The organism is Inquilinus sp., from assembly GCF_057815775.1.
This window is the reverse complement of the sequence record NZ_JBYRFX010000856.1, coordinates 1-15101: the sequence shown is the minus strand read 5'-3', so window position 1 is coordinate 15101 and position 15101 is coordinate 1. Positions and strand designations below refer to the sequence as shown.

Below are 15101 nucleotides of genomic sequence, written 5' to 3'. Positions count from 1 at the left end.
CGCGGTCCCAGCGCGGCGGCCGGGCCAGGCAGCCGGCGCAGATCGGGTCGTCCCCCGCCCCGGCCGCGGCCGCATGCTCGAAGGGCAGGCCGCAGCAGCGGCATTGCGGCGGCCCGAGGAAGGAAAGCTTCGCCCAGCAGGCGGAACAGAGCGCGCCGGGCGCCGCGATCTCCGTACCGCAGCCGAGGCAGCGCAGCGGCAGCACGGCGTCGAGCACGGCCGAGCCGGCGCGGCGGACCCAGGGACCGAAGGCCGGGCGCACCGTCGCCGCCTCACTTGCCGAGGGCGACGCCCTCGCGCCGCGGATCGGTGCCGCCGAGCAGGCCGTTCTTGACGATCTGGACGCCCTGCAGCCCGCTGGGCTGGTCGGTCACCGCCACATCGTGGCCGCGGGCCGCCAGCGCATCCTTCAGCCCGGCGACGGCCGTCCCCGCCTCCAGCTCGGTCTGGCCGTTGCGGTTGACGACATGGCCGAGGGCGATTGCCTGCTGCACGTCCAGCCCCCAGTCGAGCACGCCGATGATGGCCTCCGTGACATAGGGGATGATGCGCGCGCCGCCGGGCGACCCGATCACCAGCACCGGCTGGCCGTCGCGGTCCAGCACGATGGTCGGGGCCATCGAGCTGCGCGGCCGCTTGCCGGGTTCGACCCGGTTGGCCACCGGCCGGCCATTGGCCTCCGCCACGAAGGAGAAATCGGTCAGTTCGTTGTTCAGCAGGAAGCCGCGCACCATCAGGTGCGAGCCGAAGCCGCCCTCGATCGTGGTGGTCAGCGACACGGCGCTGCCGTCCTCGTCTACGATCGAGATCTGGGTGGTGTCGGGCGGTTCGGTCGAGGCGTCGGAGCTCCACTCCTGCGCCTTGCGCCAGGGCGGGTTGCCGGGCGCCGCCGGTACCGCCGCCGCGCGGTCGAGCGAGATCGCCTGCGCCCGGGCGGTGAGGTAGCCGTCATCGATCAGCCCGGGCACCGGCACCGACACGAAATCCGCGTCGGCGATGTAACGGTCGCGGTCGGCATAGGCCAGCTTGCCGGCCTCGGCGAACAGATGCCACGCATCGGCGGTGCCGGCGCCGATCTCCGCCATGTCGAAATGCTCGAGCAGGCCGAGGATCTGGCCGACGGCGATGCCGCCGGAGCTGGGTGGCCCCATGCCGCAGACCTGCCACAGCCGATAGGCGGTGCAGACCGGCGGGCGTTCGACCACGCGATAGGCCGCCAGATCCTCAGCCGCCAGCCGGCCGGGATGGGCGGCGCCCTGCACCGCGGCGACGATGTCGGCCGCGATCGGCCCTTGGTAGAACGCCTTCTCGCCGTCGCTGAGGATCAGCCGCAGGGTGTCGGCAAAGGCCGGGTTCTTCACCACCTGCCCGGCCTGCAGCGCCTGGCCGCCCGGGAAGAAATAGGCGCGCGCCGTGGGGTCGGCCTGCAGCCGCGTGGCGGTGTCGCCGGTCAGCAGCCCGGCCAGCCGCGGCGTCACGGCGAAGCCGGTCTCCGCCAGGTCGATCGCCGGCTGGAACAGCCGGTCGAGCGGCACCTTGCCCCAGCGCCGATGCGCCTCGATCAGCAGCTTCAGCGTGCCCGGCGCGCCGACCGAGCGGCCGCCGACCACGGCGTCGTAGAAGGGCAGCGGCTGGCCGTCGGCCCCGAGGAACAGGCTGCCATCAGCCGCCTTCGGCGCGGTCTCGCGGCCGTCCAGCGTGCTCAGCGTCCCCGTGACGCCGTCGAAATGCAGCAGCAGCGCCCCGCCGCCAATGCCGCTGGATTGCGGCTCGACCACATTGAGCACCAGCTGCACCGCGATCATGGCGTCGATGGCGGTGCCGCCTTCATCGAGGACGTCAAAGCCGGCCTGGGCGGCCAGCGGATCGGCGGTCGCCACCAGGAAGTGCCGGGCATGGACGGCAGCGGTGTCCGCCCATGCGGCAGCGGCAGGCAGCACGCCGGCCCCGAGGACGCCGCACAGCAAAAGGGCCCTCGACCCGGTCCAGCGCATACTCTCTCCCCGATCCTCGCCGGACGCGAGTATTCCACGGCCGGCACGGCTGCCCAAGACATAGGCACACGAAACGCCCCCCATGGCTCTCATGTCCTTTTCACATCCCGGGGGCAGACAGCCACTCAGAGACCGTTCGGAAACGTGTTGGCGTGAGTCGGCTGTTGGTGGTTGCGAGAACCGGAGCGCAGCGGACGTCTGGGTCCGTGAGCACCGGAAGCTTCGAGTCCGCCATCAGACGGCCGCGCCGGCGCGTTTCCGGACGGTCTCTCAGGTGAGGCTCAGGCCGCCGTCGAGGGTCAGGATCTCGCCGGTCACATAGTCCGAGCGGATCAGGCCGAAGATCGCCTCTGCCACATCCACGGGCTGCGCCGGGCGGCGCATCGGCGCCACCGTGGCCCAGAGAAGCTGCGCCTCGGTCCAATCCGCGGTCATCGGCGTGTCGACCAGGCCGGGGGCGACGGCATTGACCCGGATCGCCGGCGCCAGCGTCTTGGCCAGCAGCCGGGTCATGTGGTGCAGCGCCGCCTTGGACGCGGCATAGGGCACCGAGGCGCCACGTGGCCGGAACCCGGCATGCGACCCGACATTGACCACCGCCGCAGGCCGGCCACGCGCGCCCGATTCGCGCAACGCCGCCTCCGCCTCGGCCACCAGCAGCCAGGGGGCGATGACATTGACCTGGTGCAGCCGGCGCCACAGCTCCGGCGTCGCGCCCTTCAGGTCGGCATGCGGCACCGTGGCGGTGATGCCGGCGCTGTTGACCAGCACGTCGAGCCGGCCGTGCTGCGCCAGCACTGCCTGGACCAGGGCGGGCGGCCCATCATCGGTCGCCAGGTCGGCGGCGGTGTAGAAGGCGCCGCCGCCGAGTTCGGCCGCCAGCGCCTCACCCGCCGCCGCGGAACTGCGCGAATGCAACGCCACGGCATAGCCTTCTGCCGCCAGCCGCCGGGCCACCGCGGCGCCGATGCCCGAGGTCGATCCCGTCACCAGGGCCACCGGCCGGTCGGATATGCCCATCGTCCCTCTCCTTCGCAGTCGTCTCGTCCCCAGCTATAGAACCCAGCTGCGGCGGTCGAGTGTCTCGCAGCCTGTGTCCCCAGCCCCTATAGTGAACGGCATGACCCCTTCCGACGACATGATGGTGTTCGACCGGGCGCTGGTGCGCCGGCGGCGCGACCGGGCGGCGCCGGGCCTGGCCGAGCACGGCTTCCTGTTCGACCATGTCGCGGCGATGCTGGCCGACCGGCTGCTCGACATCAGCCGCCGCTTCCCGCGGGCGCTGGATCTCGGCTGCCATGACGGCGCCACGGCGCGGGCCCTGGCGGAGCCCAATGGCCTTCTCGGCAACCGGATCGACACCCTGATCCAGGCCGATCTGTCGCCGGCCCTGGCCCGAAGCGCCGCCGCCAATGGCCGGCCGACCGTGGCCTGCGACGAGGAGTTGCTGCCCTTCGGCGCCGACAGCTTCGACCTGGTGCTGAGCACCCTGTCGCTGCACTGGGTCAACGACCTGCCGGGCGCGCTGGTGCAGATCCGCCAGTCGCTGCGACCGGACGGGCTGTTCCTGGCGGCGATGCTGGGCGCCGGCACGCTGGCCGAGCTGCGATCGGCCCTGACCGAGGCCGAGACCGAGATGCTGGGCGGCGCCAGCCCGCGGCTGTCGCCCTTCGCCGATCTGCGCGACGCCGCCGGGCTGCTGCAGCGCGCCGGCTTCGCCTTGCCGGTGGCGGATGCGGAGACGGTGACGGTCAGCTACGAGAACGCCTTCCGCCTGTTCGCCGACCTGCGCGGCATGGGCGAGACCAATGCCGGGCTGAACCGCAACCCGGCGACGCCGCCGCGCGGCTTCTGGCCGGCCGTGGCCGCCCGCTATGCTGATCGCTTCGCCGAGCCGGACGGCCGGATCCCGGCCAGCTTCGAGGTGCTGTTCCTGGCCGGCTGGGCGCCACATGACAGCCAGCAGAAACCCCGCCCCCGCGGCAGCGCCACCCGCTCGCTGGCCGAAGCGCTGGGCACGGTGGAACACCCGGTGAAGCAGTAGCGGCGTTGCGTGGCTACGCGCCGCCGCCCGACGCCAGCTCCAGCCGCATGACCAGGGCATCCACCGCGGTGTCGCCGATCCTGTAGTAGCCCTTGCGCCGCCCGGCCTCCTGGAAGCCGGCGCCGCGGTACAGGGCCAGGGCCGCCGGGTTGTCGACCGCGACCTCGAGGAACAGCGACGCCGCCCCAGCCGCGGCGCTGCGGGCCACCAGCGCGTCGAGCAGCAGGCGCCCGCCGCCTTGCCGGCGCTGGCCGGGCAGCAGGGTGATCGACAGGATCTCCGCCTCATCCGCCGCCACCCGGCCGAGAGCGAAGCCGACGGGCTCCTCCGCCGGATCCAGAGCGATCAGCGCGAAGACGCCGGGGCCGGCCAGCAATTGGGCCAGTTGGTCCGGTGCCCAGGCCTCGCCGAAGCCGGCCTCGTACAGGGCCGACAGCACGGCGGCCTCGGCCACGCCGGCTGGAACGATCCGCAACGTGCCCCCCGGGCCGATCACGGCTTCGGCACGCGGTCCGCCAGCGGCCCCGCGTCGGGCGGCCGGACATAGATCGGCGGCGGCGGGCCGTCGCGGGCCTCGTCCGCCCGCGCCTCGGCCAGCCGGGCCACGGTGGCGGGATCGATCGCGGACGGCCCGGCGTGCCGGACATCCGCCCGGCCGGCCAAAGCCGGCAGCACGAGATGGGCGCCGTCGCCGGCCAGGGTCAGGGGCCCGGCCGGCAGCCGCGCCGCCAGATCGGCCGCTGGCAGGCACAAAGGCTCGCCCAGCGGCCGGCCGGCGGCATCGAACAGCCGGGCGAAGGGTTCGGACCGGCGCCCGTCCAGCGCCACCAGGATATGGCCTTCGGCGACCGGGCCGAGATCGGCCAGCACGGCGTCGAAGCTGGAGATGCCGACGATCTTCCGGCCGGCACCCAGCGCCAGGCCGCCGACCGTGGCGAGCCCGACCCGCAGCCCGGTGAAGGAGCCGGGGCCGGTGGTGACGCCGAACAGGTCGATGGCATCGGGCGCGATTCCGGCCTCGGCCAGCACCTCCAGCACCAGCGGCACCAGCCGCACGGCATGGCCCTGGGCCATCGCCTCGGTCCGCGCGGCGAGCAGGCCGCCGTCGCGCCGCACCGCCACGCCGCAGCCGGCGCCGGCCGCGTCGAGGCCAAGCACGATCATGCGCCGCCTCCGGTGCCGCCGGGCGGGATGCGGTCACTCATCCCTGCCGCTGGACCTGTCATGCTGTTCACTGAATCCGACATCCACACTGTGTCTATCGATCTGAATCTTGTTCTGGATGCATTATATGGCTTTGTTGTCCGGCAGAGTTTGCCCGCAATCGGCGAGAGCTATCGATGAAGGACGAACCGCTTCCAATCACCATCAACGCGGCAGGCGAGATCTATATCCGAGACGAGCTGGTCGCACAGGAAGAACTGGCATCCAGGCTCGCCGTGATCATCGGAGCCGCTCCCAACACACGGGTCTTGCTGCAGAACGCCCCATCGCCCGAGTGGAGTGTCGTCCTGGAGGTTATGAGGATGGTCACTGCTGCCGGCCTAACGCGTATGGCGGTCATAGCTGAGCCTATCAAGCCTTCCGAGACTGACACCGAGATGCCGGTTCCAACGTCAAGCCCCCCATCCAAGCAGAACAGGGACTGATCCGTCATCCCTTGCGCGGCGCAGCGCGCAGCGGTGCGGCGCAGACCCTGGATCTGTCGCAGGGCCTGCGAGATTCCCGCTTTCGCGGGAATGACGATGGAGAGGGACGCACCCCACCCACCCGCTCAGACAATCCGGCAGACGTCCTCGAAATCCAGCCGCGGTCGGCGGGGGAATTCCTTGGTGCGGTCGACATAGCCGATATCGACCAGCAGGCTGGAGCGCCAGCGGGTGCCGGTCAGGAAGGCGGCGTCGACCTTGGCCCGGTCGAATTCCCCGATCACCCAGCAGCCGAGCCCGACGCCCCGCGCCGCCATGATGAGATAGGCCGCCTGCATCGCAGCACCGCGCTGGGCCGTGCCTTCCGCCAGCTCAGGCTGGGCGGCGAAGCGTGCCGCGGCCTGCGGCTGGTCCGGCAGCAGCCGCGGCAGCTGTTCATGGAAGGCAGCATCATAGGCCACGATCGCCGTCACCGGCGCCTGCAGCGTCGCCTCGACCACATCGGAATCCAGCGCGGGCCGCAACGCCGCCCGCCCGGGTTCGGAGGTGACGAAGACGATGCGGGCCGGGCTGGAATTGACGCTGGTCGCCCCCTGCTTCATCAGATTGTAGACCGCCCGCAGCGTCGCTTCCGGAATCGCCTCGTCAAGAAAGGCGCACCGGGCGCGGGCTTCGCGGAACAGCGTGTTGAGTGCGGAGTTGTCGAGCGCCATGCCGGCCCTGCTGCAGAAATTTCAGCTGGCGGCAGGTAAGCCGATCGCACGGTCCGCGGCAAGCCGCGCGGAATCGAGCTCGACGAGGTCGTTGCCGCGGATCATGGCCCGAACGTCCCGGATATAGGCGGTCCCGCGCGTCGAGTAGCGCGTGAGGGTCGCCGCCAGATCATAGCCGTCAAGCTCCTGCTGCGCGGCTCGGGCCGCCGCGCGCTTCGTCCGGAAGCCGGCATAGGCCGGGTGGGTGTTCAGATTGCGGGCATAGGACGACACGCCATCGATCAGCCGTTCGAAGCTGGCATAGCGCACGGCAGAGCCCGCGGTCTGGCCGAACAGGGCGTTGCGGCGCTGGGCGTTGTGCGAGGTGCCCCAGCCGGATTCGACCGCCGCCTGGGCCAAAGCGAGCGAGGGCGGCACCACGTCGACCCGCAGCAGCAATTCGTCGATATCGCCGTCGGCGACGTCATAGCGTTCGCTGAGCGCGGTGAGCCAGGCCCGGGTGTCCGCCGATGGCGCCAGCCCGAGCCGCTGCAGCCCCTGCACCGCCAGCAGCCGGTCACGGTCGTGCTGGATGTCCTCGTTGACGCGCAGCACCAGCGGCAGCAGGGCGTTGAAGAACACGTCCTTGCGCAGATCGGCCGAATCCAGCCGCCGGAGGTCGTCGGGCATGGCCTCGACCAGCAGGCGCGGGACCTCGGCCTCACCGTCGCGCACATCGGCGAGGGTGTAGTCGACGCTGTCGAAGATGTCGCTGAGCCTGCCCGCGCTGTCGACCCGGAGGACGACGTCGGAGAGTTTGTCGATCGGCGGCACGGCCGAAGCCGGCTGGGCCTGGAGCGGCGGCAGATCGGCCACCTGTTGCTCAACCACGGGTTGATCGACAATCGCGGGGGGAGGAGATGCCGGCGGCTCGGCGGCCGCAACGGCGAAGGGCACGATCAGCAAAAGGCCGGCCAAGGCGGCGGCCGGTCGAAACACACGGAACTGCATGGACCTCGTTCTTGGTTGCGCCCGGACCAGCGATCCCGGGCGCCCCGCCTATCGGCACGACCGGGTCCGCAGGCGCCCCCTGTCTTCAGGGGCGCCGCCGGGGGAAGCGCAGCCCGCCGTCAGGCGACGGCGCGCACCTCCGTCACTTCGGGGATGTAGTGCTTGAGCATGTTCTCGATGCCCGCCTTCAGCGTCATGGTCGAGCTGGGGCAGCCGGAGCAGGAGCCCTGCATGTGCAGGAACACCACACCTTCCTCATAGCCCTGGAAGATGATGTCGCCGCCATCCTGGGCCACGGCGGGCCGGACGCGTGTGTCGATCAACTCCCGGATCTGGGCGACGATCTCGGATTCCTCACCCACCGCGGCGTCGGAACCCTCCGCCGTGTCCGCCACCAGAACCGGGCGGCCGGCGGTGAAATGCTCCATGATGACGCCGAGCACAGACGGCTTCAGCACGTACCAGTCGGTCGGGTCGGACTTGGTCACCGTCACGAAATCGGTGCCGAGGAAGACGCCGGTCACGCCATCGACCTCGAACAGGCGCTGCGCCAGGGGCGAGCGCGCGGCGGTGTCCGATGACGGGAAGTTGGCGGTGCCCGCATCCATCACCCCGCGGCCCGGAAGAAACTTCAGGCTGGCCGGGTTGGGTGTCTGCTCGGTCTGGATGAACATGGACACGGTTCCTTGGGATCGCGCGCAGCCATCATGGCCAGCGCGCCGGCAGGGTGAAGAACACAGACCCGAAGATCAAGACGAAACCGGGCGCCACAGAGTCGCACACCAATCGCCGCTGACCATCCGGACCGTTGCTTGCACAACCTCACCGTCCCGACGAGGTCGGAAAGAGGACGGCGATTAGGGCTGATTTGAGGCCGCGGCCGTCGTCATTCAAGATGTCGCAGTGCATGGCGGGCGATCTTCCACATCGCGGTCGGCAGCCCGGCTTCGCCCAGCCGGTCCGGCGGCATCCAGATGCCGTCTGCCGCTCCCCGGATACGGCCGGCTGCCACGGTCAGCTCGAAATCGAAATGGGTGAAGCCGTGCCGCACCAGCCCGGGCAGCACGCGCCAGCCGGCGCCACCCGGCGCCTCGGCCAGCACCGCCGGCAGGTCCGGCATCGGCTGTTCGAGCCAGGCGGAGGACGGAAATTCCATCATGCCGCCCAGCATGCCCTTTGGCGGCCGGCGGCGCAGCAGGACCTGGCCCTGGTCGTCGGTCAGCCAGAAGGCCACGGCGCGGCGGGTCGGCTTCGCCGCCTTGGGCAGCTTGGCTGGCAGCGTCTCGGCGATGCCGAGGGTGCGGGCCCGGCAGGCCTCGGTCCACGGGCACAGGATGCATTTCGGGCTGCGCGGAGTGCAGATGGTGGCGCCGAGATCCATCACCGCCTGGGCGTAGTCGCCCGGCCGGCGCTGCGGGGTCAGGGCGGCGGCATAAGCCTTCAGCACCGGCTTGGCCGCCGGCAGCGGCGTTTCCACTGCGAAGATCCGGGCCATCACCCGCTCGACATTGCCGTCCATGACCGCCGCCGGCCGGTCGAAGGCGATGGCCGCGATCGCCGCCGCGGTGTAATCACCCACCCCCGGCAGCTGCCGCAATTCCGCCTCGTCCGCCGGGAACACTCCGCCATGGCGTTCCACCACGATGGCGGCACAGCGATGCATGTTCCGGGCCCGCGCGTAGTAGCCCAGGCCCGCCCAGGCACGCAGCACGTCGTCGAGATGGGCGGCGGCGAGGTCGGCCACGGTCGGCCAGCGCCCGGTGAAGTCGAGGAAATAATCCTTCACCGCCGCCACGGTGGTCTGCTGCAGCATAATCTCGCTGAGCCACACCCGGTACGGATCGGCCCGCTGGCCCGGCAGGGCGCGCCAGGGCAGCACCCGGCGATGCCGGTCGTACCAGGCGAGCAGCGACGGGGCGAGGTCAGGCGAAGAGGATGTGGCTGTGTCTGGCATGGCTCGCGTTGCCGCTGGCTGAGGCGTCGCGGTACTATAGGGGTACGACTCCCGTAATACGAACCGGTCGTGCGGCCCCGTCCCCAGAAAGCCTCCCGTCCACCAAAGGCCTGCCGATGAGCTACCCGAGATCCATGGCCGCCCTGGTCCCCGCCCTCGCCCGCAAGGCGCTGGGCGGCGGGCGCAGCGCCATCGGCAGCCTGTTCGCGGACTGGCCGTCGGTGGTCGGCAACCAATGGGCCGATCGTGCCCTGCCGGAAAAGCTGAGCTTCCCGGCCGGGCGGCGCGACGGCGGCACGCTGGCGCTGCGGGTCGACCCGGCCGACGCGCTGCTGCTGCAGCACGACCAGGACCGGCTGATCGAACGGATCAACAGCCATTTCGGCTATGCCGCCATCACCAGGATCAAGCTGGTCCAGGCGCCGCTGGACCGCCGGCCCGCGACACCGCGCCGCCGTTCCCTGACCCCGGCGGAAGAGGCGATGGTGGCGCAGCCGCTGGAAGCGGTGGACGACCCCGCGTGGAAATCCCGACTTGCGGCGCTTGGCCGGGCGCTCTATGCCCGGACGCCGCCCCGATAAGACTGGCGCGATAAGGCCTGGACCAATGGAGACTCATCGGATGCTGAAGACCCTGTTCGCCGGCCTGGCCCTGGCCGCGGCGACATTCATGACCGGACCGGCCTCGGCGCAGACCAGCTGGGATCCGAAGATCACCGACACCGACTATGTGCTCGGCAAGGCCGACGCGCCGGTGACGATGCTCGAATTCGCCTCCTTCACCTGCCCGCATTGCGCCGCCTTCACCAAGGACGTGCTGCCGCAGATCGAGAAGTCGTACATCGACAGCGGCAAGGTGAAGCTGGTGTTCCGCCAGTTCCCGCTGAACGGCCTGGACCTGCGGGCCGGCATGATGGCGCGCTGCGCCCCGCGCGAGCAGTACTTCAACATCGCCCAGGTGCTGTTCCAGACGCAGGAGAGCTGGGCCACCGCCGGCGACCCGATCGCCGCCCTGGCGCAGATCGGCGGCATGGCCGGCCTGCCCAAGGACAAGTTCGACGCCTGCCTGGCCGACAACAGCGTCGCCGACGCCATCATCAAGCCGAGCCAGGAGGCCACGGCGACCTACCAGGTCAACGCCACCCCGACCTTCGTGGTTGAGGGCGAGAAGATCGAGGGCGAGGCCAGCTTCGACACCTTCAAGGCGCTCTTCGACAAGAAGCTCGCCGAGAAGGGCGTCGCGACCAACTGACGGTCGGGGACCCACCGCCGTGCATTTCGCCCGGCTCCGCCTGTCGGGTTTCAAATCCTTCGTCGACCCGACCGACGTGGCCATCGAGCCCGGCCTGACCGGCGTGGTCGGGCCAAATGGCTGCGGCAAATCCAACCTGGTCGAAGCGCTGCGCTGGGCGATGGGCGAGAACTCCGCCCGGCGCATGCGCGGCCAGGAAATGGACGACGTCATCTTCGGCGGCACCACCGGCCGCTCGGCCCGCAACCTGGCCGAGGTGACGATCACGCTGGATAATGCCGATCGCGGCGCCCCCGGCTGGGACCACGCCGACACCATCGAAATCAGCCGGCGGATCGAGCGCGGCACCGGCTCCGATTACCGCATCAACGGCAAGCTGGTGCGCGCCCGCGACGTCCAGCTGCTGTTCCAGGACAACGCCTCCGGCCCGGCCTCGCCCGCCCTGGTCAGCCAGGGCCGGATCGCGGCGATGATCTCCGCCCGTCCGGCCGAGCGGCGACAGATCCTGGAGGAGGCGGCCGGCATCACCGGCCTGCACAGCCGGCGGCACGAGGCCGAGCTGCGGCTGCGCTCGGCCGACGAGAACCTGTTGCGGCTCGACGACGTGCTGGTTCAGCTCGACGCCCAGCTCGGCGGCTTGCGCAAGCAGGCGCGGCAGGCGGCGCGCTATCGCACCATTTCCGAACAGATCCGCCAGATCGAGGCGGTGCTGCTGCACCTGCAATGGACCGCAGCGGGGACGGCCCTGGCCACGGCGCGCCAGGCCTATGACGCCAATGAGCGGATCGTCGGCGAGCGCATGATCGCGGCCACGCGCGGCACCACCGAGCAGGCCGAGGCCGCCGCCGCCCTGCCCGCCCTGCGCAAGACCGACGGCGATTCGGCCATCGTGCTGCAGCGCCTGCTTGTTTCACGGGAAACATTGGAGGCCGAGGCCGGCCGGCTGGCCCAGGCGATCCTGGAGACCAACCGCCGGCTGGAGCAGGTGAAGGGCGACCTGATGCGCGAGCGGTCGCTGGGCGCCGACGCCGCCCAGGCGCTGTCCGGCCTGGCCGAGGAGCGCCAGCGGATCGAGCGGCAGAGCGCCGGCGAGGCGGAGGCCGAGACCGTGTCGCGCGAGGCGATCGACGCCCAGCGCGAGGTGGTCGACACGCTGGACGGACGGCTGACCGCGCTGACCGAGGCCGCGGCCGGCGACGAGGCCCGGCGCCAGAGCCTGCTGAAGCGCCAGCGCGAGCTGGACGGCAGGCTGCTGGATCTCGGCCGCCGGCATGAGGAGGCCTTGCGCCAGATCGCACAAATCGAAGCCGAACTGGCCGGCGCCGACGGCGCCGAGGCCGCCGCCGCGGTGCTGGCGGAGGCCGAGGAACGGCTGGAAGCGGCACAGGAGGCGGTCGACACCGCGGAGACCCGGAAACAGGCGGCCGATGCCGCCCTGGCCGGCGCCCGCGACACCTTCCAGGCCGCCGACGGCGCCGCCACCCGGCTGAAGGCCGAGGCCGACGGCCTGCGTGCCGCGCTGGATGGCGGCAAGAGCGGCGGCAAGGGCGACGCCGCCCGCACCCCGATCCTGGACCAGTTGCGGGTCGAACCCGGCTGGGAGGCCGCGCTGGGCGCCGTGCTGGGCGAAGAGGCCTCGGTGCCGGCCGACCCGTCAGCGCCGCTGCACTGGGCCGAGCTGCCCGTCTATGACGACACCGCGCCGCTGCCGGCTGGGGCGGAGCCGCTGGCCGGCCATGTCACCGCCCCGGCGGCGCTGGCCCGGCGGCTGGGCCATGCCGGCGTGGTCGAGGATGCGGACACGGCCGAATCACTGCAGCCGGCGCTGCGTCCCGGCCAGTCGCTGGTGACCAAGGCTGGCGGCCGCTGGCGCTGGGACGGGCTGGTGGCCCGGCCGGGCGCCCCCTCTCCCGCCGCGGCACGGCTGCAGCAGCGCAACCGGCTGGAACGGCTGGATGCTCAGATCGAGACCGCGGCCGAAGCGGCGCAGACGGCACGCCGGGCGATGGAGACGGCGCGCGACAGCGCTCAAGGCGCACAGGAGACGGACCGGGCGGCACGGCGCAGCCAGCAGGAGGCGGTCGCCGCCGTCGGCCGGGCACGCGAGGCGCAGAGCCGGGCAGCCCAGGCAGAGGGGGCACGGCGCAGCCGGCTGGCGGGGCTGACGGCCCAGGCCGAGCGCATGGCCGCCGATCGCGAAGAATCAGGCCGCGAGCGCGAGGATGTCGCCGCCGAAATCGCCGCCCTGCCCGATGGCGAGGACCAGCGCCGCGCCGTTGGCGAGGTCCGGTCGGCCCTGGCCGAGGCGCGATCGGCTTTGGGCGCCCGGCAATCGGCGCTGGAGCGGCTGCAGCGCGAGGCCGGCGGCCGGCGCGGCCGGCTGCGCGCGATCGAGAGCGAGGTCCAGGGCTGGGACACCCGGGCCCGCGGCAGCGCCGACCGGCTGGCCGAGCTGGAGGCCCGGCTGGAAGAGGCCCAGGCGATGCTGGCCGAGCTGGACGCCAAGCCGGCCGAGATCGCCGCCGAGCGCGAGACCCTGATCGACCGGATCGACACGGCGGAGCGGACGCGCCGCCTGGCCGCCGATGCCCTGGCGGTCGGCGAACAGCGCCAGGACGCCGCCGACCGGGCGCTGCGCGCCGCCGAATCGGCCCTGGCCGAGGCACGCGAGACCCGGGTGCGCGGCGAGGCGTCGGTGGTCGCGGCCCAGACCGCGGTCGAAGGGCTGCAGGCCCGCATCGCCGAACGGCTGGATTGCGAGCCGGAGGCGGTGGCCGTGCTGGCCGGCCTCGACCCCACGGCGCCGCAGCCCGATCCGGAGGACATTGCCCGCAAGCTCGACCGGCTGAACCGCGAGCGCGAGACCATGGGCCCGGTCAACCTGCGGGCCGAGGTCGAGATGGTCGAGGTCGAGTCGCAGCACACCCGGCTGGCGGCGGAGAAGGAAGACCTGACCGCCGCCATCGCCAAACTGCGCCAGGGCATCGCTTCGCTGAACCGCGAGGCCCGCGAGCGGCTGGTCGCCAGCTTCGACGTGGTCGACGGCCATTTCCGGGCGCTGTTCACCCGGCTGTTCGGCGGCGGCAAGGCGCATCTGGCCCTGACCGACACCGACGACCCGCTGGAGGCAGGGCTGGAGATCTATGCCAGCCCGCCGGGCAAGAAGCTGCAGCATCTGTCGCTGCTGTCGGGCGGCGAGCAGGCGTTGACCGCGGCGTCGCTGATCTTCGCCGTGTTCCTGACCAACCCGGCACCGATCTGCGTGCTGGACGAGGTCGACGCGCCGCTCGACGACGCCAATGTCGACCGGCTGTGCAGCCTGCTGATCGAGATGGCGGAAAGCGGCCGCACCCGCTTCCTGATCATCACCCACCACCGCATGACCATGGCCCGGGTCAACCGACTCTACGGCGTGACCATGATCGAGCGCGGCGTCAGCCAGCTGGTCTCGGTCGACCTCGAACAAGCCATCCGCCACGCCCAGCCGCACCAGCAGGAGTTGGTGCTGTAAAGGTGGCTGGGCGGCTCACCACACGCGGTTGACGATTCCGTCGAAGACGGTGTCCGCCGAGACCAACGGCAGGCTGTTGTGGAGGGCCGTTGCGGCCAGAAGCCGGTCGAAAGGATCGCGATGCGGCCATGGCATCGTCGCCGCCTGAAGACAGACGGAGGGATCGAGTTCGGCAACCCCGCCGCCTTGTTCTTCGAGCAGCGACGTCAACCGATTCAGAAAAGGCTCCATCTCCGGCCATTTGCCGAGCCTTACCTTCTGCCCGATCTCAAAGAAGGTGATCGGGCTGACGAGCACGGCCTGAGCCTGTTCGATCGCCCCCCTGGCTTTCGCCGAGAGGCGTTCATCGCCGGTGAGGCTCCAGGCCCACGCATGGGTGTCGAGCAGGACAGCCCTCACTTACCGCCTTCCCAAGAGGCGAGTTCATCCTCGCTCAGCGGCTCGAAGAAGTCAGGCCCCGGCCCGACCAATTCGCCCTTCAGCAACCCGATCTCGAACTTGCTCTGTGGGATCGCAACCAGCTTGACCACAGGTTTGCGTCCTTTGGCGATCACGACCTCTTCGCCTGCCAGGGCCGCCTCGATGAGCTTCGACAGGTTGGTCTTCGCTGCGTGCACAGTAAATTGCATCGGATCCTCCATCCGATGGCTAAGTTAGTCAACCCTGAGAACTAGTCAAGTTAGCTAACCGATTCGGCCCACCAAGAGCGCGAAGGCGAATTCCCTCAGCCCTCGTCCCTCAACCCGCGTTCCAGGTCGCGGGCGGCCATGGCCAGCATGTCGCGCGAGGCCCGGGCCGCGTCCTGCGGACGGCGCAGGCGGACCGCTTCGACGATTGTGCCGTGCAGGTGCAGCGCGTCGGCATGGGCGGTGCCGAGATGGGTGGTCAGGCGGAACAGCGCCAGCATCGCCGCCCGCACCACATGCGCCAGGCTTTCCAGCACGTCGTTGTGGCTGGCGACCAGCAGCGCGGTGTGGAAATCGAGATCGGCCTGC

17 protein-coding genes are annotated in these 15101 nt (G+C 71.1%); 5 read left to right on the top strand and 12 right to left on the bottom strand.

Translation table 11 applies throughout. The features are described from left to right. From AC3XYG_RS30765 to AC3XYG_RS30755, 3 genes are all read right to left on the bottom strand, one after another. A partial coding sequence (locus tag AC3XYG_RS30765; RefSeq protein WP_489143692.1) for a double zinc ribbon domain-containing protein occupies window positions 1-262 on the bottom strand: 262 nt, incomplete at its 3' end. A 10-nt stretch (window positions 263-272) separates the two neighbouring features. Then, window positions 273-1994 (bottom strand): gamma-glutamyltransferase, encoded by a 1722-nt coding sequence (gene ggt, locus AC3XYG_RS30760; protein WP_489143691.1) that lies wholly within the window; start codon window positions 1992-1994, stop codon window positions 273-275. Window positions 1995-2264: 270 nt separating this feature from the next. After that, window positions 2265-3014, bottom strand: a complete 750-nt coding sequence (locus AC3XYG_RS30755) for an SDR family NAD(P)-dependent oxidoreductase (protein WP_489143690.1) — start codon at window positions 3012-3014, stop codon at window positions 2265-2267. A gap of 100 nt (window positions 3015-3114) precedes the next feature. Here AC3XYG_RS30755 and AC3XYG_RS30750 point away from each other — a divergent pair, with 100 nt between their 5' ends. Continuing rightward, window positions 3115-4038, top strand: coding sequence for a methyltransferase domain-containing protein (locus AC3XYG_RS30750; RefSeq protein WP_489143689.1), 924 nt, complete (start codon window positions 3115-3117; stop codon window positions 4036-4038). A gap of 13 nt (window positions 4039-4051) precedes the next feature. Here AC3XYG_RS30750 and AC3XYG_RS30745 read toward each other — a convergent pair whose 3' ends face one another. Together AC3XYG_RS30745 and tsaB are read right to left on the bottom strand one after the other, a co-directional pair. Continuing rightward, entirely contained in the window at window positions 4052-4513 is a 462-nt protein-coding gene (locus AC3XYG_RS30745; protein ID WP_489143688.1) for a GNAT family N-acetyltransferase, read from the bottom strand. 17 nt (window positions 4514-4530) lie between these two features. After that, the gene (gene tsaB, locus AC3XYG_RS30740; protein ID WP_489143687.1) at window positions 4531-5202 is read right to left on the bottom strand and encodes a tRNA (adenosine(37)-N6)-threonylcarbamoyltransferase complex dimerization subunit type 1 TsaB; all 672 of its coding nucleotides are present in this window, start codon (window positions 5200-5202) and stop codon (window positions 4531-4533) included. Window positions 5203-5378: 176 nt separating this feature from the next. Here tsaB and AC3XYG_RS30735 point away from each other — a divergent pair, with 176 nt between their 5' ends. Further along, on the top strand, window positions 5379-5687 hold the full coding sequence (locus AC3XYG_RS30735; protein WP_489143686.1) for an ExbD/TolR family protein: 309 nt from the start codon (window positions 5379-5381) through the stop codon (window positions 5685-5687). A 125-nt stretch (window positions 5688-5812) separates the two neighbouring features. On the opposite strand, the gene AC3XYG_RS30730 is transcribed toward AC3XYG_RS30735, so the two are convergent. From AC3XYG_RS30730 to mutY, 4 genes are all read right to left on the bottom strand, one after another. After that, complete coding sequence (locus AC3XYG_RS30730) at window positions 5813-6400, bottom strand: malonic semialdehyde reductase (protein WP_489143685.1); 588 nt, start codon at window positions 6398-6400, stop codon at window positions 5813-5815. Between the two features lie 21 nt (window positions 6401-6421). Further along, window positions 6422-7270 (bottom strand): glucosaminidase domain-containing protein, encoded by an 849-nt coding sequence (locus AC3XYG_RS30725; protein WP_489143684.1) that lies wholly within the window; start codon window positions 7268-7270, stop codon window positions 6422-6424. A 239-nt stretch (window positions 7271-7509) separates the two neighbouring features. Continuing rightward, window positions 7510-8064 (bottom strand): NifU family protein, encoded by a 555-nt coding sequence (locus AC3XYG_RS30720; RefSeq protein ID WP_489143683.1) that lies wholly within the window; start codon window positions 8062-8064, stop codon window positions 7510-7512. Window positions 8065-8276: 212 nt separating this feature from the next. After that, the gene (gene mutY, locus AC3XYG_RS30715; RefSeq protein ID WP_489143682.1) at window positions 8277-9344 is read right to left on the bottom strand and encodes an A/G-specific adenine glycosylase; all 1068 of its coding nucleotides are present in this window, start codon (window positions 9342-9344) and stop codon (window positions 8277-8279) included. A 134-nt stretch (window positions 9345-9478) separates the two neighbouring features. On the opposite strand from mutY, the gene AC3XYG_RS30710 reads away from it, so the two are divergent. The 3 genes from AC3XYG_RS30710 to AC3XYG_RS30700 are packed head-to-tail and all read left to right on the top strand — an operon-like array spanning window position 9479 to window position 14106. Continuing rightward, window positions 9479-9925 carry a DUF721 domain-containing protein gene (locus AC3XYG_RS30710; RefSeq protein WP_489143681.1) on the top strand — a complete coding sequence of 149 codons (447 nt, stop codon included), beginning with the start codon at window positions 9479-9481 and terminating at the stop codon, window positions 9923-9925. A 40-nt stretch (window positions 9926-9965) separates the two neighbouring features. Next, complete coding sequence (locus tag AC3XYG_RS30705) at window positions 9966-10595, top strand: DsbA family protein (protein WP_489143680.1); 630 nt, start codon at window positions 9966-9968, stop codon at window positions 10593-10595. A 19-nt stretch (window positions 10596-10614) separates the two neighbouring features. Further along, window positions 10615-14106, top strand: coding sequence for an AAA family ATPase (locus AC3XYG_RS30700; RefSeq protein WP_489143679.1), 3492 nt, complete (start codon window positions 10615-10617; stop codon window positions 14104-14106). 15 nt (window positions 14107-14121) lie between these two features. Here AC3XYG_RS30700 and AC3XYG_RS30695 read toward each other — a convergent pair whose 3' ends face one another. From AC3XYG_RS30695 to AC3XYG_RS30685, 3 genes are all read right to left on the bottom strand, one after another. Further along, window positions 14122-14505: a type II toxin-antitoxin system VapC family toxin gene (locus tag AC3XYG_RS30695; protein WP_489143678.1), complete on the bottom strand. Its 384-nt coding sequence runs from the start codon at window positions 14503-14505 to the stop codon at window positions 14122-14124. Beyond that, window positions 14502-14735, bottom strand: coding sequence for a type II toxin-antitoxin system Phd/YefM family antitoxin (locus tag AC3XYG_RS30690; RefSeq protein ID WP_489143677.1), 234 nt, complete (start codon window positions 14733-14735; stop codon window positions 14502-14504). Before AC3XYG_RS30690 ends, AC3XYG_RS30695 begins: the two co-directional genes overlap by 4 nt. A 95-nt stretch (window positions 14736-14830) precedes the next feature. After that, on the bottom strand, window positions 14831-15101 hold a 271-nt coding region (locus AC3XYG_RS30685), incomplete at its 5' end, for an FCD domain-containing protein (protein WP_489143676.1).